The 17,961-nt window shown below is 67.4% G+C and carries 17 protein-coding genes; 5 read left to right on the top strand and 12 right to left on the bottom strand.

What is annotated here, in order from left to right; translation table 11 throughout:
- Window positions 1-12: 12 nt before the first annotated feature.
- Window positions 13-1,491 carry an adenosylhomocysteinase gene (gene ahcY / locus ACTXPP_RS05190; RefSeq protein ID WP_443341213.1) on the bottom strand — a complete coding sequence of 493 codons (1,479 nt, stop codon included), beginning with the start codon at window positions 1,489-1,491 and terminating at the stop codon, window positions 13-15.
- A 135-nt stretch (window positions 1,492-1,626) separates the two neighbouring features.
- Complete coding sequence (locus ACTXPP_RS05185) at window positions 1,627-2,013, bottom strand: DUF4259 domain-containing protein (protein ID WP_443341211.1); 387 nt, start codon at window positions 2,011-2,013, stop codon at window positions 1,627-1,629.
- 362 nt (window positions 2,014-2,375) lie between these two features.
- Here ACTXPP_RS05185 and ACTXPP_RS05180 point away from each other — a divergent pair, with 362 nt between their 5' ends.
- Window positions 2,376-3,290: a hypothetical protein gene (locus ACTXPP_RS05180; protein ID WP_443341209.1), complete on the top strand. Its 915-nt coding sequence runs from the start codon at window positions 2,376-2,378 to the stop codon at window positions 3,288-3,290.
- A gap of 21 nt (window positions 3,291-3,311) precedes the next feature.
- Here the strand turns inward: ACTXPP_RS05180 and manA are convergent, their stop codons facing one another.
- The 3 genes from manA to ACTXPP_RS05165 all read right to left on the bottom strand — a co-directional run bounded on the left by manA (window position 3,312) and on the right by ACTXPP_RS05165 (window position 6,624).
- Window positions 3,312-4,559, bottom strand: a complete 1,248-nt coding sequence (gene manA, locus ACTXPP_RS05175; RefSeq protein WP_443341207.1) for a mannose-6-phosphate isomerase, class I — start codon at window positions 4,557-4,559, stop codon at window positions 3,312-3,314.
- A gap of 93 nt (window positions 4,560-4,652) precedes the next feature.
- Window positions 4,653-6,038: a phosphomannomutase/phosphoglucomutase gene (locus ACTXPP_RS05170; RefSeq protein WP_301497823.1), complete on the bottom strand. Its 1,386-nt coding sequence runs from the start codon at window positions 6,036-6,038 to the stop codon at window positions 4,653-4,655.
- 52 nt (window positions 6,039-6,090) lie between these two features.
- Entirely contained in the window at window positions 6,091-6,624 is a 534-nt protein-coding gene (locus tag ACTXPP_RS05165) for a DUF3499 family protein (RefSeq protein ID WP_301497824.1), read from the bottom strand.
- 90 nt (window positions 6,625-6,714) lie between these two features.
- On the opposite strand from ACTXPP_RS05165, the gene ACTXPP_RS05160 reads away from it, so the two are divergent.
- Complete coding sequence (locus ACTXPP_RS05160) at window positions 6,715-7,206, top strand: metallopeptidase family protein (RefSeq protein ID WP_301497826.1); 492 nt, start codon at window positions 6,715-6,717, stop codon at window positions 7,204-7,206.
- Window positions 7,207-7,472: 266 nt separating this feature from the next.
- Here ACTXPP_RS05160 and ACTXPP_RS05155 read toward each other — a convergent pair whose 3' ends face one another.
- From ACTXPP_RS05155 to ACTXPP_RS05140, 4 genes are all read right to left on the bottom strand, one after another.
- Window positions 7,473-7,727, bottom strand: coding sequence for a WhiB family transcriptional regulator (locus ACTXPP_RS05155; protein WP_443341273.1), 255 nt, complete (start codon window positions 7,725-7,727; stop codon window positions 7,473-7,475).
- Between the two features lie 509 nt (window positions 7,728-8,236).
- Window positions 8,237-9,331 (bottom strand): mannose-1-phosphate guanylyltransferase, encoded by a 1,095-nt coding sequence (gene manB, locus ACTXPP_RS05150; RefSeq protein ID WP_301521048.1) that lies wholly within the window; start codon window positions 9,329-9,331, stop codon window positions 8,237-8,239.
- 81 nt (window positions 9,332-9,412) lie between these two features.
- Window positions 9,413-10,312: a glycosyltransferase family 2 protein gene (locus tag ACTXPP_RS05145; protein ID WP_443341204.1), complete on the bottom strand. Its 900-nt coding sequence runs from the start codon at window positions 10,310-10,312 to the stop codon at window positions 9,413-9,415.
- 6 nt (window positions 10,313-10,318) lie between these two features.
- A complete protein-coding gene (locus ACTXPP_RS05140; RefSeq protein WP_301525257.1) occupies window positions 10,319-11,230 on the bottom strand; it encodes an SDR family oxidoreductase in 912 nt (303 codons plus the stop codon).
- 164 nt (window positions 11,231-11,394) lie between these two features.
- On the opposite strand from ACTXPP_RS05140, the gene ACTXPP_RS05135 reads away from it, so the two are divergent.
- A complete protein-coding gene (locus ACTXPP_RS05135) occupies window positions 11,395-13,332 on the top strand; it encodes an LCP family protein (protein WP_301498582.1) in 1,938 nt (645 codons plus the stop codon).
- Window positions 13,333-13,337: 5 nt separating this feature from the next.
- Here ACTXPP_RS05135 and ACTXPP_RS05130 read toward each other — a convergent pair whose 3' ends face one another.
- Window positions 13,338-15,215 (bottom strand): bifunctional ADP-dependent NAD(P)H-hydrate dehydratase/NAD(P)H-hydrate epimerase, encoded by a 1,878-nt coding sequence (locus ACTXPP_RS05130; RefSeq protein ID WP_301525258.1) that lies wholly within the window; start codon window positions 15,213-15,215, stop codon window positions 13,338-13,340.
- Between the two features lie 33 nt (window positions 15,216-15,248).
- Between ACTXPP_RS05130 and ACTXPP_RS05125 the strand changes: the two genes are divergently transcribed.
- Both ACTXPP_RS05125 and ACTXPP_RS05120 read left to right on the top strand, forming a co-directional pair.
- Window positions 15,249-15,824 (top strand): VanZ family protein, encoded by a 576-nt coding sequence (locus ACTXPP_RS05125; RefSeq protein WP_301525881.1) that lies wholly within the window; start codon window positions 15,249-15,251, stop codon window positions 15,822-15,824.
- Window positions 15,825-15,861: 37 nt separating this feature from the next.
- Window positions 15,862-16,578 (top strand): TIGR03089 family protein, encoded by a 717-nt coding sequence (locus tag ACTXPP_RS05120; protein ID WP_301497297.1) that lies wholly within the window; start codon window positions 15,862-15,864, stop codon window positions 16,576-16,578.
- A gap of 54 nt (window positions 16,579-16,632) precedes the next feature.
- Here ACTXPP_RS05120 and ACTXPP_RS05115 read toward each other — a convergent pair whose 3' ends face one another.
- A complete protein-coding gene (locus tag ACTXPP_RS05115; RefSeq protein WP_301497299.1) occupies window positions 16,633-17,187 on the bottom strand; it encodes a hypothetical protein in 555 nt (184 codons plus the stop codon).
- Between the two features lie 19 nt (window positions 17,188-17,206).
- Window positions 17,207-17,959, bottom strand: a complete 753-nt coding sequence (locus ACTXPP_RS05110; protein ID WP_301497301.1) for a DUF2705 family protein — start codon at window positions 17,957-17,959, stop codon at window positions 17,207-17,209.
- Window positions 17,960-17,961: the final 2 nt, after the last annotated feature.

Raw genomic sequence — 17,961 nt, 5'->3', positions numbered from 1 at the left:
TGACGTGAACCCCTAGTAGCGGTAGTGCTCGGGCTTGAAGGGGCCCTCGACGTCGACACCGATGTACTCGGCCTGCTCCTTGGTCAGCTTCGTGAGCGTGCCGCCGAGTGCCTCGACGTGGATCCGGGCGACCTTCTCGTCCAGGATCTTCGGCAGACGGTAGACCTCGTTGCCGTAGTTGTCACCGTTGGTGAACAGCTCGATCTGGGCGATGGTCTGGTCGGCGAAGGAGTTGGACATCACGAAGCTGGGGTGGCCGGTGGCGTTGCCCAGGTTCAGCAGACGACCTTCGGAGAGCACCACGATGCTCAGCGGGTCACCGTTGGCGTCCGGGAAAGTGAACTCGTCGACCTGCGGCTTGATGTTCACGCGGGTGACATCGGTGCGGTGGTTCAGCGAGGCCATGTCGATCTCGTTGTCGAAGTGACCGATGTTGCCCAGCACGGCGTGGTTCTTCATCTGCTGCATCTGCTCGAAGGAGACGATGCCCAAGTTGCCGGTGGAGGTGATGACGATGTCGGCCTCGCCGATGGCCTCATCGATGGTGACGACCGGGAAGCCGTCCATGAGTGCCTGGAGAGCGTTGATCGGGTCGGCCTCGGTGACCTTGACCCGGGCGCCCTGGCCCTTGAGCGCCTCGGCGACACCCTTGCCCACGTCACCGTAACCGGCGATCAGCGCGGCCTTGCCGCCGATGAGCATGTCGGTGCCGCGGTTGATGCCGTCGATGACGGAGTGGCGGGTGCCGTAGCGGTTGTCGAACTTGGACTTGGTGACGGCGTCGTTGACGTTCATCGCCGGGAACGGGAGGGTGCCCTGCTCGGCGAAGTGGTACAGGCGGTGGACACCGGTGGTGGTCTCCTCGGTGACACCCTTGATCGCCTTGCCGGCCTCGGTCCAGCGGGTGGCGTCCTTACCGAAGACGCGGGAGAGCATGCCCAGGAAGGCCTGGTACTCGTCGGGGTCCTCAGCAGACGGCTCCGGGACGATGCCGTTGCCCTCGAAGATGGTGCCCTCGATCACGGCATTGGTGGCGTCGCCACCGTCGTCGAGGATCATGTTCGGCTTGTCGGCACCCCAGTCGAAGATCTGCTCCAGGCACCACCAGTACTCGTCGAGGGTCTCGCCCTTCCAGGCGAAGATCGGCACTCCTGCCGGGGACTCGGGGGTTCCGTCACCCACGACGACGGCCGCGGCGGCCTCGTCCTGGGTGGAGAAGATGTTGCAGGACGCCCAGCGGACCTCGGCACCGAGGGCGGTGAGGGTCTCGATGAGGACCGCGGTCTGGACGGTCATGTGGATCGAGCCGGCGATCTTCGCGCCGGCCAGCGGCTGCTCTTCGCCGTACTCACGGCGCAGCTCCATCAGGCCCGGCATCTCGTACTCCGCGAGACGGATCTGGTGACGACCGGCCTCAGCGAGCGACAGGTCCCGGACCCTGTACTCCAGACTTCCCGTCGAGTCGACTGCCAGGTCTGCGATATCTGCCATGGGGTGTGAACTCCTCGTCACGTTCGGTGTCGCCACAGGTGTACTACAGGTTCTGTAACTGCTGTGGTCTCTAGTGCCTGACACATACCTTATCCCCTCCCCCTGACAGGAACCGACTTACGGTCCCGACTCGACTCAGCTCAGCGCCTCGACGAAGGTCTCCAGGCCATCGGGGGCGTCCTCCGGGCCCTCCTCGAGCCCTCGGTCGAGCAGCTGCAGGGCCGCCTCCTGCAGGGCATCGGGGCACTGTCCGATGCCCTCCCGGATATAAGGGTGGTCATCAGCGGTCGAGGCGGAAGCGAATGGCGCGCCGGCCCAGATAGCGCCGATGGTGGCCGCGCACAGTCCGTTGGCAAAGTCGGGGTCGGCGTCCTCCCCGTCGTCGGGCCGCTCCCCATTCAGGGCAATCGTGGTGGCGTCGACCAGGACCTGCACCAGATCGGCACCTTCCAGGTCATCGCACTCATCCAGGAACTCGGCATTGGACTCGTCGGTGAACACGGTGGTGTCCCAGCTGCTCATGGTATGTCTCCCTCATCATCGTCGACACTGTCGCACCCCTGAGGATAGACGGATGGTCGGCAACAGCAACAGACCAACCACTTGAGGTCACGAAAATGTCTCGATCGACAGGCAATCACCGGACACTGTAACGGTTGGCGATTCGAACATTCCCAGCGGTAAGCAGTTCACGGAACACCATTCAAAAGTGGCCCCGACCACACTGTATATCTCAGACTCACAGGAAACACGTAACACTTCGGGGTTCACATGCGTTAAGAACTAGTGCTAGGGTTCAACTGAATCGTAACCATATCGTGACCTTTCGCGCCGGTCTTTTACACCACGGGCGCTATGAGAACACCACAGGAAGGAGGGCTTTCGTGGACTACGAAGTCACGCCGGAACGACCCGGCGACGGTACGCCTGACGAGCGTTCCTCCACCGCTCACCACGAGTCACTCCTGCGCGCCGAACGAGCCCGCGCCGCCCGCAGTCGACGCGCCCTGGGGTCCTTCGTCGTCGCCGGCCTCGCCGCCGCCACCGTTGTCGGTGTCGTGACCTGGCAGTCGGTCGCCAATGAGGAGGAAGGGCGCTCCACCCAGGTCCAGGAGAGCACGCACGAGACGTCTCTCCCGTCCGCCGCTCCCGACGACACAAGTGGGGACCCGTCGTCCCGCCCGGCTGTACCGGAGACCGGGGACGAGCCCGAGAACGACGGCGACGTCAGTGAGCAGGGTGCCGCCACCACCACGCAGGACCAGTACCTCGCCCCCAATACCTGGTACGACGGCCAGGGTTCCTACGAGGACAACCCCGGCTTCGGCGACGGTTCCGACGGCGACCAGGGTGCCGAGGGCACCGAGGGTAACGCCACCGGTGCCCAGGGTGAGGGTGACGGCGCGGAAGGCGCGGGTCCGGAGTCGCCCAACCTGCCCTCCGACGAGCACCCGTGGCTGACTGAACTGCTGCCGACGATCCCTGACCTCCCGACCGTCCCTGGTGAGTCCGATCCGTCCGGCGCACCGGACGAGGATGACGAGGAGAACACCGGGAACACGGAGACCGAGGAAGACGGGCAGAGCACCCCTGGTTCCTCCCCGGGAAACTCCTCTGAGCCGGCGAACCCCGCCGGTGACGTCGAAACCTCCTCGGCCGGCATGGAGCCGACCGAGCCCGGTGGCACCGGCAACACTGGGGACACCGCTGACACCGCTGACACCGACTCCACCGGTAACGACGACGAGGCCGCCGAGAGCCCCACCGTCACCGACACCACGGGGCCGAGCCCCGAGTAGTTGGTCGCTGGTCGGGGCGGCTCAGTCCACCGACTCGCCTGCGGCCTCCGGGGTGCCCACCATGGCGATGAAGAACTTGCCGGTGCCGGTGGCGATCACACGGTCGGCATCGGCCGGTACCCAGGCGGCCTGACCGGAACGCAGCACGGTCTCGCCGTCGAGATGCTGTCCGGACACCGTGCAGTCCCCGTCCGTGACCAGCACGATCGCCGGCCCCTCCACGTCAACCGACCCGCCGTCCGGTAGGACGCGCAGCCCGAACTCCGGCACCGGAATGTCATAGGTGCCGTCGGCACGTGCGGTCCTCACCTGGTTCTCCGACGCCGAGAAATCCATGACCTTCATCAACTCCGGCACGTCGATGTGTTTGGAGGTCAGTCCCCCGCGCAGCACGTTGTCGGAGTTGGCCATGATCTCCACGCCGGTGCCCTTCAGGTAGGCGTGCAGCTTCCCGGCGGAGAGGAAAATCGCCTCCCCCGGTGCGAGCACCACATGGTTGAGCAGCAGCGATATCAAGACCCCGGGATCCCCGGGGTACTGCTCGCTGAGGTCCAGGGCGGCAGCCGCCGCATCGGACGTCCATGACGGCGTCCCACTGTCGGCCGTCAGTACGTGGCATGCTCCCAGCACCGAGGAAAGCAGTATCTCTCGCCGGGCCGCGGGCAAGGTGATCCACGTGGTCACCAAGACGCGGAGAAGTTCGGCGCCGGAAGAGTCATCAGGCTGCACAGCTGCGTCCCTGCCGAGTCCCAGCAGGGAGGAATAGCGGTCTAGCTCGGTGGCACCGGCCTCCAGAAGTGCTGCGAAGAGCTTCTGGGTGCGGTCGACCGGACGGAATCCGGCCAGTGCCTCGAACGGTGTCAGGGCGACGATGAGTTCGGGTTTGTGGTTGTCGTCCTTGTAGTTGCGCTGGGCGGAGTCCAGGGCAATGCCGGCGGCGTTCTCCCGCGCATAACCAATCTTGGCCTGCTCCAGTGTGGGATGGGCCTGAAGGCTCAGCGCGCGGTCGGCGGCCAGCAGTTTGAGCAGGAACGGCAGGCGGTTCGCGCCGGCGGCATGACCGAGCTGCCCCACCGGGTCCTCGGTGATGCGCTGCTCCAGGGTCTCGCCGGTGTCGACGAGATCGCAGGGGGCACCTGGGTGGGCGCCGAACCACAGTTCGGCCTCGGGGTGGGCGGTAGGAACGGGTCGGCCGGTCAACTCCGCCAGTGCGGTCCGGGAACCCCAGGCATAGGTACGGATCCTGCCTTCGATCCGGTGGACGCTCACACCTGTCCTTTCGGTGTCATCGGAGAGTCTGCTGGGAGAGTCAGCACTGTAGGTCGTCGGGTCGGGTCGCATAGAAGTTCAGAATCTCCTCTACTAGCCCCGAATGACCCCCAACGCCTTGTCCACGATCGCGGACACCCGCTCATCGGTGGCCGCCTCCACGTTCAGCCGCAGCAGCGGCTCGGTGTTGGACGCCCGGATGTTGAACCAGGAACCATCGGACAGTTCCACGGTCACACCGTCCAGATCGTCGGTGGACCCCGACTCGTCGGCGAAGGCCTCGACGACGGCGGCGGTACGGCCCGCCTGGTCGTCGACCTGGGAGTTGATCTCCCCGGACGCCTCGTAGCGACTGTAGGCCTGCTTCAGCTCCGACAGTGGCTTGTCCTGGGTACCCAACAGTGCGAGCACATGCAGGGCGGCGAGCATGCCGGAGTCCGCGTTGAAGAAGTCGGAGAAATAGTAGTGGGCGGAGTGCTCGCCGCCGAAGACGGCGTTCTCCTCGGCCATCCGCGACTTGATGAAGGAGTGGCCCACCCGGGTACGCACCGGGGTGCCGCCGTTCTCCCGGACGATCTCGGCGACCGCCTTGGAGGTGATCAGGTTGTGGATGATCGTCGCGCCCGGGTTGTCGGCCAGGTAACGCTCGGCGATGATGCCGCAGATCGCCGAAGGCGGCACCGGCTCCCCGAGTTCGTCGACGATGAAGCACCGGTCGGCATCGCCGTCGAAGGCCACACCCAGGTCCGCACCCTGCTCCACGGTGAACTTCTGCAGGTCCACGATGTTCTCCGGGGCCAGCGGGTTAGCTTCGTGGTTGGGGAAGGTGCCGTCGAGCTCGAAATACAGCGGCTTGACGGTCACCGGCACGCCCGAGTCCTCACCGAGCACGGCGGGGACGGTGAGGCCGCCCATGCCGTTGCCGGCGTCGACGGCCACGGTCAGAGGACGGATGTCCAGGTCGACGAGGCCGTGCAGGAATGCCGCGTAATCCGCCAGCACGTCCTTCTCCGTACCGGTGCCGGCGGCACCGTCGTAGGCGGGCACACCGTCGACGAGCATGGCGGAGATCTCGGCCAGCCCGGTCTCCTGGCCGACCGGCCGGGCACCGGAGCGGCACAGCTTGATGCCGTTGTACTTCGCCGGGTTGTGGGAGGCGGTGAACATCGCTCCGGGGCAGTCTGCGGTACCGGAGGCGAAGTAGAGCTCGTCGGTGGAGGTCAGCCCCAGCGAGACGGTGTCCAGCCCCTGGCTGTTGACACCTTCGGCGAAGGCCCCCGACAGGCCCGGGGAGCTGTCACGCATGTCGTGGCCGACGACCACGGTGGAGGCGCCCTCGTTGCGCATGAGCAGGCCGAAGGCCGCACCGATGTCGCGGACGAGGTCGGCGTCGATACCGTCGCCCACCACTCCACGGACGTCATACGCCTTGATGACGGAGGCTATCGCCTCCGGGGTCCGAGTGTTCTGGTCAGTCATGTCCTTACTCCTGGTCCGTTGAATCAGTCATTCGTCAGAGGTGAGACGGCGGTCACCGTTCACCTGTGTCTTGCACAGCACGCAGGTGGCGCTGTGGTGCTCGGCCCGGCAGGTTCCGCCGTGAGGGGTGATGACCGGAAGGCTGCGGGATGTCCGCACGGCGCACGACCCGGGAGACCGGGTGCAGGGGTGCGGACGTGAGCGGTGCATCATCGTCACCGTCGCGGATCGACGGTGACTCCAATGCTGCGGCGAGGGCCTGCATCTCCTCGTCGGTGAAGTCGTCCTCGGCCAGGTAGGAGGAGTCCGCGATGCCGGGAACACCGGGCATCGCGGCCTGGTCGGGGTGCGCTGGATTCGTTTCGGTGACGGTGCCGACCCCCTCCTCCCACTCCAGACCCCATCCTTCAGGGACGGTCTGTCGGGAGAGGTGTCGCTCGCACAAATCCCAGCTGTGCGGGTCGTCACCGCGCTCAAGCTGGTTGATGGTGGCCATGCGTGCCGCGTAGTCGTAGCGCAGGGTGGCAATCGCAGGGGCGCCGCAACCGGGCCTGGAGCATCGTCGAAAGTCAGTCACGGTGTCCATCCTATCCCGGCCACCGCCGGGGTGCCGGACGGTGACTCCCCCGCCTGTCGAATCCGGGAACACCGGTGGACGGAGGATAGACTCGGCACCATGAACTCCACGTCACGTCCCCCGGTGCAGGGCTCCCCACGCGCTCTTGCCCGGGATACCCGGGGACGTGGTCTGCGCGGCGTGTTGATGCCGCGACTGCCGCGCTACGCGACACGCGCCGAGAAGTTCGACGCCGCAGTGCTGGACACCTACGCCCCGGTACTGGACCGGTTCGGGGAGCGGTTGGACGCACTGGACATCGCGGTGGATCTGGTGCCGCGGATGCGCCTGGACTCCGCGACATCCTACTGGTCGGACGAGGTCGCCGCCGATGGCGCGGTCCCCCTGGGCAGGCTGGTGCCCGCCGGGGTCGATGAGACCGGGGCCCCGACCCGACCCCGGTTGATCATCTTTCGTCGGCCGGTCGAGGTCCGCTCCGCCGACCGGTTGGACACCGAACAGTGGCTGCGTTTCATCATCGCCAGGTTGGTGGCGACCTACCTCAACATCTCCCCCGAGATGGTCGACCCCGGTGCCGCCAAGGACCTGTGACACCGGAAAGTCCCCGAGCCCGGCGAGGCCTCCACGGCAGCTCGTCCGTGGAAGATCGTTCCTACGGGTCTCACTTTCCGGGTCTCACTTTCCGGGTCTCACTTTTCGACTTTTCGTGGCATGGATCGAGCATTTGTGAGACCCGAAGAACATTTGCTGCAGGATCACGGGGCGACTGAGCATCTTGACGGCTCAGCACCTTGGCGGCCCCAGGGAGCAGACACAACTGAAGGCCTCCCCGACCGGGGAGACCTTCTCTGGTCGAGCTACGCCAGCCGCTTCTTCAGACGACGACGTTCGCGCTCGGAGAGCCCGCCCCAGATACCGAACCGCTCATCGTGCTCGAGGGCGTACTCCAGGCACTCGTCGCGGACCCCGCAGGCCTTGCAGATACGCTTGGCCTCGCGAGTGGAGCCACCCTTCTCCGGGAAGAATGCCTCAGGGTCGGTCTGCGCGCAGAGCGCCTGCTCCTGCCAGTCCTGCTCGATCGCGTCGAAGAGCAGGTCGAAGTCGCCGGTCAGGTCCGAGAAAGCCGCCGGCTCATAGTCGTCGATGTCGCCGCGCAGCAGATCGGGCAGCTCATTACCCTGCTGTTCCACGTTGCCGTCGATGGCCGCGGAGCCGTCGGAGAAGGGGCCACGAAAGGCGTCCGTCGGTTTGTCCACCGGTGTCTCCTCACTGCGTGCCGCGTACTCGCTGGGATGCTCAGTCGCTGAAGTGCTTGATCGTTGAAATGGTTTACCAGGGTGCCATGACCCCTTACACACCAGAGATTACACACGGGTAATTCCATGCCGTCAACCTTTCGACGGATCAGTTCCACAACTTGAGTCACATCAGTCACATCTGCCACATATTGCGTGCCCTACAGCACATTCACAGCATCCTGCCAGGCACCACATGTCGCAAGGTAGGACGCACTGGCCACAACATGTGGGCCGCCATCGTGACTTTCGGCGGTTCAGACACAAGATAGCGACCCCGCCCGAAAAAATTTCAGGTCACCGCCCCCTGCCGTCCCCCTCGGACCTCAGATATCACTGGAGTAGCGCAGACCACCGTCGGGCAGGTCGACTCCGGGCCAGACCCGCGCACCACCCTGGAGTTCACACCGGGCCCCGACCACCGCACCCTCGCCCACGACCGTGTCGATCAGATGGGCACGTGCACCGATCCGGGCACCGGCGGCGACCACACACCGTTCCACCGTGGCACCGGCCTCGATCTGCACCCCGTCGAAGATCACCGAGGTGTCGACCCGGGCCCCGGCCCCGATCTCCGCGCCGCGTCCGATCACCGTGCCGCCCAACAACAGGGCGCCGCCGGCGACCGCCGCGGACTCATCCACCAACGCCTCACCGTTGCGTCCCGCCAACAACGGCGACGGCGCAATGCCACGAACCAGGTCACTGGAACCCCGCACGAAGTCGTCCGGGGTTCCCAGGTCCCGCCAGTAGGCCTGGTCGACATGGCCGTACATCCGCTTACCCGTCGACAGGACCTCCGGGAACACATCCCGCTCCACCGACACGACCTGGTTCGCCGGGATCGACTCGATGATCTCGCGTTGGAAGACATAGCAACCGGCGTTGATCTGGTCGGTCGGCGGATCCTCGGCCTTCTCCAGGAATGCCTCGACCCGGCCGTCCTCGGCGGTGGGTACGCAACCGAACGCCCGTGGGTCGGCGACGCGGAGGAGATGGAGGGTCACGTCCGCGTCATTGTCCACGTGGGTCTGCAGCACCGAGCCCAGGTCGGTGCCACCGAGGATGTCACCGTTGAAGATCATCGCCCGGTCGTGGCGCAGCCGGGGCAGCACATTGCGGATTCCGCCGCCGGTGCCGAGGGGAGAGTCCTCGACAACGTACTCGATCTCCAGGCCCATCTCGGAGCCGTCACCGAAATGTTCCTCGAAGACCTCGGCCTTGAAGGACGTCCCCAGCACCACGTGGGTCATCCCGGCGGCCTTGATCCGGGCCAGCAGGTGCATCAGGAACGGGTACCCGGCCACCGAGAGCATCGGCTTGGGGATCGTATTGGTCAGTGGACGCAGACGCGTGCCCTTGCCTCCGACAAGGATGACCGCGTCTGTCCCGGCCGCGAGGTCGGCCTGTGCGCTCGGCACGTCGTGCTGGTGAGGGGAATTGTTATCAGCTCGATCAGTGTTCACACATGGCAGGTTATCGGACCCACCGGACTTCCGCAGTCAGCGGCGCGCCCGCTGCGCAAGGGCCACCGCGACCTTCCCCCGGGCCTTCAGTCCCACCCACAGCACCCACCGCACCGGAGCCTGCCACCATGCCGTCAGCCGTTCCGCCTGGAAGCGGTAGGCGCTGTCGTGGTGGGCCGGCAGCGTGATCTCCGGGTGCTTGCCCGCCGAGTGCCCCTTGGCGTGGGTGATCTCGGCGGCGGGGGTGAAGATGTTCTGCCAGCCGGCCCGTGCCAGCCGGTCGCCCAGGTCGACGTCCTCCATGTACATGAAGTAGCGCTCGTCGAATCCACCCACCGCGTCGAAGGCCTCCCAGCGCAGCAGCTGGCAGGAGCCGGACAGCCAGCCGGAGGTGCGTTCGGTGTCCATCACCGAGTCCGCCAGGTAGCGGCGGGTGAAGGGGTTGTTCTTCCACACCGGGGCCAGCAGGGCGTGCCCGATGCCCGCCCCCAGGGTGGGGATCGACCGGGCCGAGGGGTACACCGACCCGTCGACCTCACGGATCAGTGGACCGACGGCCCCGGCGGTGGGATGACGCCGGGCGGCGGCGACCATCTCGTCGATCGAGCCGGGGTCGAAGACCACGTCCGGATTCGAGATCAGCACGAACTCGCCGTCGATCTCACCGGCGGCCCGACGGTCCCGCAACGCCTCGACCCCGGCGTTCATCCCCGCGCCGTAGCCGATGTTGCCGCCGGTGTGCAACAGCTCCACACCCTCGCGCTCAGCGGCGGCGGCCTCCGGGGCACCGTCGGTCGACCCGTTGTCCGCCATCACCACCACCGCGCCAGCGGAGGATGCGGCGGGCACGGAGTCGAGGAACCGGGTGAGGTACTCCCCCGGCGAGTAGGTGACGGTGACGATGGCGATCGGGGCACTCGGGGCATTCGGCTTCACAGCGGATCATCCTATCGCGAGACCGCGCGCCAGCCCGTCCTGCCACGCAGGAGGAACCACACCCATAGTGCGTTCCCAGGGCCCCAGGTCCAGGACGGACCACGGTGGGCGCGCCGCCGGGGTGGGCCAGTCGGCGGTGGTGCAGGACGCCACACGTGCCGGATCATGCCCTGTCGCCGCGAACACCTCCCGTGCCAGGCCGCACCAGCTCACCGGTTCGCCGGAGTTCTGGAAGTGCAGGACGCTCCCCTGCCCTGCCCGCCCTGCCTGCCCGGAGTGGCCCGTGCCTCCGCTGTGCAGCACCTCGGCGAGCTGCCACAGACCCGCCGCCAGGTCCGCAGCGTAGGTGGGGCGTCCCACCTGGTCGTCGACCACCGACGGATCGACACCCCGGTCTGCCAACGCTGCCATGGTCGCCACGAAGTCGCGCCCCGGTGCGTGCGGACCCGACCAGACCCAGGAGGTACGCACCACGGTTCCTCCGGCGGCGAGGACGTCGACCTCCCCGGCGGCCTTCGTCCGACCGTAGACGTTCGCCGGGGCAACCGGGTCATCGATGCGCCACGGGCGGGGCGAGCCGTCCTCCACCGGCGGAGCGCCCGAGAAGACGTAGTCCGTGGACACGTGGATGAACCGCACGCCCTCCCCGGCGGCGATGTCGGCGAGCTCACCGGGCGCGACGGTGTTGACCGTCTCGACCTGCACGGCGTTGGTGTCGTCCTCCGCCCCGTCGACATCGGTCCAGGCACCACAGTTGACCAGCACGTCCACCCCGGCGAGCAGGTCGCGGGCCGCGGCGGCGAAGTCGGACGTTCCGGCTGCCGTGAGATCCAGGTCGGCGCGGGTGACCGGCTGTGCGCCACATGACACCAATTCCCGGCCAACTTGCCCGGTTGCCCCGGTGACCAGTACTTTCACCGTTCTTCTCCTCTCGGGTGACGCACGCGATAGTGCGCAGGCTACATCCCTCACGGTAATGTTGTCCCATTCCTCCGGTTCACTGACGTGCCCGACACTCTTCTAATGCTAGAACTGTTAACCGGTAACGCCTGAACCTGCCCGAAAGTCCCGAAAGGTGAGAGATGAGCGATAGCGGAGGCTCCCGCGGCGACTCCCATGGTCGCCACAGTCGCCACAGCCGTGACGCACGCGAAGCCCGTAAGTCCTACGAGACGCCCGAAGAGCGGCGCGCTCGGCAGGAGCGGGCGGCTCGACGTGCCGCCGCTCAGCGCTCGACCTCCGGACGGGAAGGCTCGGGCCACTCGGCGTCCGGCCGTGCCGCAACCGCCACATCCGCCACCGCTGCCTCATCGAGGCGCGGGCGTCCCGGAAAGAAGAACCGGACCCGCCAGCTCGGGTCCGGCCCAGTCAAGGGAGTCCTCGCCGCCGTCTCCGCCGTCATGCTCATCGGCGGCACGTACGGCCACTTCACCTTCGGCAACATCGGCTCCGACCTGAGCCAGGCCGGTGGCCTCAACCTCGGCGACCAGAAGGACGGTGCCACCGACATCCTCCTGGTCGGCATCGACTCCCGCACCGACGCCCACGGCAAGGAACTCACCCAGTCCGAGATCGACATGCTGCGGGCCGGTGAAGAGGACACCACCAGCACCGACACCATCATCCTGATCCGCGTGCCCAACGACGGCTCCTCGGCCACCGCGGTATCGATTCCCCGTGACACCTACGTCGACGGCGGTTCTGACCTCGGCAACGTGAAGCTCAACGCCGTCTACGGGCAGACGAAGTTCTACAAGACCAAGGAGCTCGAGGAAGAAGCAGCGACTGCCGGGGATCAGTCTAATGAGCAGGAGATCGAGAAGGAGTCCTCGCAGGCGGGCCGGGAGGCTCTGGTCACGACTGTCGCCGATGTCACCGGCATCACCGTCGACCACTACGCCGAAGTCGGCCTGCTCGGCTTCGTCAACCTCACCAACGCCGTCGGCGGCGTGGACGTGTGTCTCAACAATGCTGTCGATGAGCCCAACTCGGGTGCGAAGTTCCCGGCCGGTCAACAGACCCTCGACGGACAGGACGCGCTGAGTTTCGTGCGCCAGCGCTACGACCTGCCACGCGGAGACCTGGACCGGATCACCCGCCAGCAGGTCTACATGGCCAGCTTGGCCAACAAGGTGCTCAGCACCTCCACCCTGACCAGTCCTTCAAAGTTGAGCGACCTGCGTTCGGCCATCGAGAGCTCCGTGGTGCTCAACGAGGGGTGGGACGTGATGGGTCTGGCCACCCAGATGCAGAACCTGGCCGGGGGCAATGTCACCTTCGAGACCATCCCGGTGACCAGCATCGACGGCACCGGTGACGCCGGCGAATCCGTGGTCACCGTCGACAAGAACCAGGTCCACGCCTTCTTCGATGACCTGGTCGGGGAGAGCGGCGGTTCGAACGATTCAGACGACTCCGACTCGGACTCCGGGGAGGACTCCGGCGAGTCCTGGGAGGACATCGGTGAGTACGCCCCGGCAGGCTCGGTCGTCGGTGTCTACAACGCCAGCGAGGTCGGCGGACTGGCCGCCCGCGTCGGCGACCTCGTCGCCGGGGCAGGCTACGCCGTCGGAGAGGTCGGCAATGCTGCGGAGACCGGTGTCTCCGAGAGCCAGGTCAACGTCGCCGACCCCAACGACCCGGCTGCCCGCGGTCTCGCCAAGCAGCTCGGTGGGCTCAAGGTCGTCGAGGACTCGTCACTGCCGGCCGGACAGATCAACGTCACCCTCTCCGGCACCTACGACGGCCCCGGCACCTCGGACTCCGGCGTGGACGAGCCGCTCGAGGCCATCGGCGGCGGCTCCGGCGACAGTGACGGCGACTCCAGCGGTTCAGGGGACACCGCCGGCTCAGGCGACTCCGGCGATATTGTCGGAACCCCCGGCACCGACGCCACCGGCGAGGATGTCCTCGGCAACTCCGGCGACCATGTCGGTGGCTCGGAGACCTCGGAGGAGACCTCCAGCTCGCAGCCCGAGAGCATCGACGCCGGTGGCGACGGACCCCTCTGCGTGAACTAGCTGGCTCAGTCCCACGGGAAGCGGAGGTACTGGCGTACCGGCCGGGCCCGACCCGAGACAGCCCACGCGCGGGGGATGGCGTCGGCGATCTGGGACGCAGACACCGGGACACCGGCACCGTCTCCCCCGATGAACCGGCCACCACCGGCAGCCTGCTGTGCCGCGACCGCTGCCGCCCGCGCATGCAGCGCCGCCGCTTCGTCCGCCACATGGTCGGCGTTGCCGAGCTGAGCGACCGACTGCGCCATCAATGCCCCGGCCAGGCCGGACAGCACGTCACCGGACCCGGGCGTCGCGCCCCATGAGGTACCTGCGTCGATGCAGTACACCGACACGGTCTGCTCGTGGCCCTCCTCCCCCACGACCGGACGCTCGACCACCACGGTGTGCCGGCCCTTGAGCAGCACCCCGCACTGCAGTCCGCGGGCCATGGCCACGGCGGCACCGATACGGTCGGCGTCCGGATCCGGGATGTCCACGTCCCGGGCCGCAGACGTCCCTGCCCCCGTGGACACTGTCGCCGCCAACCGCCGGAACTCCCCGGCATGCGGGGTGAGCAGCGTGGAGGACTCCCGGGCAATCAGGACGTCCAGCAGCGCGGGGTGTTCGGCGAGCACGGTGATCGCGTCGGCGTCGATGAGCAGCGCCTCCTCGCGTCCCAGCAGTTCGGTCAGCTCCGCCACGGCCTCATCCCCGGTCCCCCGCCCGGGGCCCACGACCCAGGCCTGGACCCGGCCGCACCGGGACAGGTCCGGTGCCCAGATGACCTCCGGGGTGGCCCGCAGGACTTCCGGGGCCCCACCACCGATGTAGCGCACCATCGCGCTGGTGGTCCGCACCGCGCCCGTGGTGGCCAGCACCGCTGCCCCCGGATAGGTCTCCGAGCCCGCACACACCCCCACCACGCCCTGGGTGTACTTGTCGTCGTAGGGGCCCGGTTCCCGGGCCACCCCCACATGCGTGGTCGGCACCGGGACCAGTCCGCTGTCCCCCAGGTCCCACGGCCCGCCGAGGTCCAGGGTGCCGACCGCGGGCGTCCCGTCACGGTACGGACTGGCCGGCACGGCGATCGACGCCCGCACCTTGAGCGTGGTCTCCTCGCGGAGTTTCCAGAGCTCCTGGGCTATGCTCCGGCCGTCGTCCAACGTCGGGTCGGCGAGGACGACCTGCCCGCAGTAGGCGTTCACCGCGTGTGCCCGTCGCAGACTGCCGAAGGTCACCGTCATATCCGCGATGACATGACCGGGTGCGCGGTCGTTGTCCAGGACCGACTGCCCCGCCGGATCGCGCGGGGAGTCCACCACGACCGGTTCCGGTGTCGCCCCGGTGTCGGCCTCGATGCCGGACGGCACGTCCACGGCAAGCACCGGGATGAACCGCATTCCGGCGAAAGCGAACAATGTCGCCGCCACCGGGTCCAGCCCGCCGGCCCCGCCGAGCCCCAGCACGCCGTCGACGACCAGCCGGAATCGTGACCCCTGCGGCCACACCTCGTCCAGTTCGATGACGGTACCGCCGGCCCGGGTGAAGGCATCCAACGCCGGCTGGTGCACCCTGAGCTCCCCGGTGTCCCGGTCGGTGCCGAGCAGGACCGCATCGACGTCCCACCCGTCCTCGGCCAGCGATTCACCGGCGTACAGTGCATCGCCACCGTTGCCCCCGCCGCCCACGGCCAGCAGCACCCGGGATGCTCCGGTGAAGAACGGTTCGCGGGCGAGCATCACCCGTGCTGCCGCGGCGACCGCACCGGCGGCGGACTGCATGAGCTCGTCCTCGCGGGTCTGCGCGTCCAACAAGGGGGCTTCGGCGGCACGGATCTCGTCGGCGGTGAATGCCAGGGAACGCTGGTATTCTCCCAGCGTATTGTGATGGTGTGTGGTCATGTTTCCACGCTACGGGCACTAAGCTCTGTACGCATGACGCAGCCCCTGACCGCTACCCCACACCCTCTCGCTGCACCGTGGAGGTCCTGGGTGAACCTGACGTTGGTCGGCTACACCGGGGTGGTCATCGCGCTGACCCTGCTGAAGTCCTTCTACACCATCGGACTGTTGTGGAAGCCGGAGAATCAGCACCACCAGGAACTGCGTCTGGTGCCGTTCCAGATCATCCAGGACGCGAACTCGACCTTCAGCGCGGTCTTCGACATCCTGGGCAATCTGGCACTGTTCGTCCCCCTCGGCATCATGCTGATGATCGTGGTGCGACGGGCGCCGGTCGTGCTGGGGATCGCCCTGTTGTTCAGCCTGGGTATCGAGGTCACCCAGTACATCTTCTCCCTGGGTCGCAGTGATTCCACCGACGTGATCTGCAACGTGGCCGGTGCGGGTGTCGGCGCGTGGATCGCCACCTGGTTCTCCTCCCGCCCCGGGTGGTCCCGGCACTGGCACCGGGCGCTGACGGTCATGGTTGCGGTGACGGTGGTGGTGTTCGTGGTCCTGGTGATCCTGGGGCCGACGTTGGGCGATCCGACCGCGGTCGTCCCCGCCTAGTGCCGGGTGGACGAACCGAGCAGATAAACTCCAGGGCATGGATCTCATGGCCCCGCTGCTGGCGTCCGACGCCGCCTCCCCCCGGTTGACCACCTACACCGATGCTGGACGTATGGAGCTGTCCGCCGAGACGGTGGCGAACTGGGCGGCGAAGGGCGGCAACCTCATGGTCGGGGAACTGGGGCTGGGCCCCGGGGACGTCGTCGCCGTGGACGCCCCGGCGGACTGGATGCCCGCGGTACTGGTGTTGGGCTGTTGGCGGGCCGGGGTGGCGGTGTGCTCGCCGGACTCGCCCGCTTTCGACGCGGCAGCCACACTGCTGACCACCGATGCCGACGCCCACCCTGACTTCGGCGGGGAGGTGCTGTTGCTGTCCACCGATCCTTTCGGACGCGGCGTCGGCGAGGCCGGCGGGGACGTCCCCTTCGGTATCATGGACCTGTCCCCGGAACTGCGGGTGCAGGGTGACCGCTACGCCGGACCGGAGACCGGGGAGGACGCCGTCCTGCTGGTCGATGCGTCGGGTGCGACGGTGAGCGGGACTGACCTGCGGGCGCGGGCCGTGGAGCGTCACGGTGGCAGCGTCGGCTCGGGCGACACGGTCCGGGCGGTCGGTGGCGCCTGGTCGGACACCGACGGTCTGGTCGACTGCCTGCTGCCACTGTTCACCGGCGGGTCGGTGGTGGTCAGCACCGATGACACCGCCGAACGACTCGCCGAGATCGCAGCCACGGAACGCGGCACGGTGGTCTGAACCGGGCTGGGCCGGGCTGAACCGGGCTGGGCCGGGCTGGGCCGGCGCAGCGTCTCAGGCGGTGATGACCCGCCCGGCAATGTCGCGGGCCTGGTCAAGCGCCTGCTCGTCGTCCCCGGTGCTGGTGAAGTAACCCTGCACCAGGAAGGGTTGCAGGTACTCCCCGTTGTCGATCGCGAGGTTGAGCGTCAGGCTGAACTGGACGCCGTCCTCGGCACCAGCCTCGGTGTCCTCCGAATCTCCGGTGTCCTCGGTGGCCTCCGTGTCCTCGGTGTCCTCGGTGTCTTGAGCGTCCTCAGCATCCGACTCCACGATGGTGTAGACCGCCAGATCACCGCCGGGGGTCTCCCCCGCATCAGCTTCGACGAGGGTGGCACCGGCCTCGTCCAACGCCGGCTGGATCCCCTCGACCACCTCGTCGCGGTCCACCGGCATCATCTGCCCGTCCAGCGGCCCCAGGGTCACCACCGCGTAGCTACCGGCCGAACGGTAACCGAAGGCGACGGTGCCTGGTGTGTCCTCCGGTAGTGTCTCCAGGGACTGCCAGTGTGAGGGGAGCTCGAGGGAGCGCCCGGAGTCCCCGATGGAAAACGTCAGATTCTCGCCCATGACAGCCAACCTACCTGAGCTACCGGACATCGGCGCGACGGTCACGCCACAGGCCTCCGGCGGTCAGTGCCACGAACCAGCCGAGGATGATCACCACGCACATCACGGCACTGATGTTGAGGTCCAGGCCGTAGACGTCCTCACCGTAGACCAGCTGCATCTGTCGCTGGCCAGGGCTGACGGCGGCGATGGGCCGCAGCCAGTCGTAGGTCTGTGCAAACGAGCCGATCATGCCATCAATGACCATCAGCCAGGCGATGGGCAGTGCCACCGCACCGACCTGGCTGCGCACGACACACGCCAGGCCCACGGTCATCGCCGCGAAGGCCACGGAGGCGAACAGGTTCGCGGTGAGGTTGGCGACCTCGCTTCCCACGAGGTCCAGCCCACCGCCGAAGAGGATCGCCGACAGCATGGCCAGCCCGACGCCGAGCAGGTACAGCACGGTGGTGAACACCGTGGTCACGATGACCTTCGAGAGCACCCACAGTGACCGGGAACGCTGGGTGAGGAATGCCTGGGCGTGCATGTGGTTGCGGATGTCGCCGGCGGTGGTTGCCGCGGCGAAGACGATGGCGATCAGCTGGAAGATCATCGCCCCGCTGTTGAGGGTCGACCACGAGGCGACCGGGTCCGACTCGGCGGAGAACCACATCACCAGCGTCACCGGGCCGAAGAGGGAGCCGGCGAGCAGGACCGCGTAGATCAGGGTGGAGCGCACCGACAGGACCTTGGTGGTCTCCGAGCGCAGGGAGTTGAGGAAAGCGGTCATCG

Source organism: Candidatus Corynebacterium faecigallinarum (assembly GCF_052264515.1).
GTDB lineage: Bacteria > Actinomycetota > Actinomycetes > Mycobacteriales > Mycobacteriaceae > Corynebacterium > Corynebacterium faecigallinarum.
The sequence above is the reverse complement of the archived record's forward strand: the minus strand, read 5'-3'. Positions and strand labels throughout refer to the sequence as shown.

Excerpts from the sequence above, each read along its gene's own strand:
- ahcY (WP_443341213.1), bottom strand. The coding sequence starts at position 1,491 with ATGGCAGATATCGCAGACCTGGCAGTCGACTCGACGGGAAGTCTGGAG.
- ACTXPP_RS05185 (WP_443341211.1), bottom strand. The coding sequence starts at position 2,013 with ATGAGCAGCTGGGACACCACCGTGTTCACCGACGAGTCCAATGCCGAG.
- ACTXPP_RS05170 (WP_301497823.1), bottom strand. The coding sequence starts at position 6,038 with ATGACTGACCAGAACACTCGGACCCCGGAGGCGATAGCCTCCGTCATC.
- ACTXPP_RS05165 (WP_301497824.1), bottom strand. The coding sequence starts at position 6,624 with ATGGACACCGTGACTGACTTTCGACGATGCTCCAGGCCCGGTTGCGGC.
- ACTXPP_RS05160 (WP_301497826.1), top strand. The coding sequence starts at position 6,715 with ATGAACTCCACGTCACGTCCCCCGGTGCAGGGCTCCCCACGCGCTCTT.
- ACTXPP_RS05135 (WP_301498582.1), top strand. The coding sequence starts at position 11,395 with ATGAGCGATAGCGGAGGCTCCCGCGGCGACTCCCATGGTCGCCACAGT.
- ACTXPP_RS05130 (WP_301525258.1), bottom strand. The coding sequence starts at position 15,215 with ATGACCACACACCATCACAATACGCTGGGAGAATACCAGCGTTCCCTG.
- ACTXPP_RS05125 (WP_301525881.1), top strand. The coding sequence starts at position 15,249 with ATGACGCAGCCCCTGACCGCTACCCCACACCCTCTCGCTGCACCGTGG.
- ACTXPP_RS05120 (WP_301497297.1), top strand. The coding sequence starts at position 15,862 with ATGGATCTCATGGCCCCGCTGCTGGCGTCCGACGCCGCCTCCCCCCGG.
- ACTXPP_RS05115 (WP_301497299.1), bottom strand. The coding sequence starts at position 17,187 with ATGGGCGAGAATCTGACGTTTTCCATCGGGGACTCCGGGCGCTCCCTC.
- ACTXPP_RS05110 (WP_301497301.1), bottom strand. The coding sequence starts at position 17,959 with ATGACCGCTTTCCTCAACTCCCTGCGCTCGGAGACCACCAAGGTCCTG.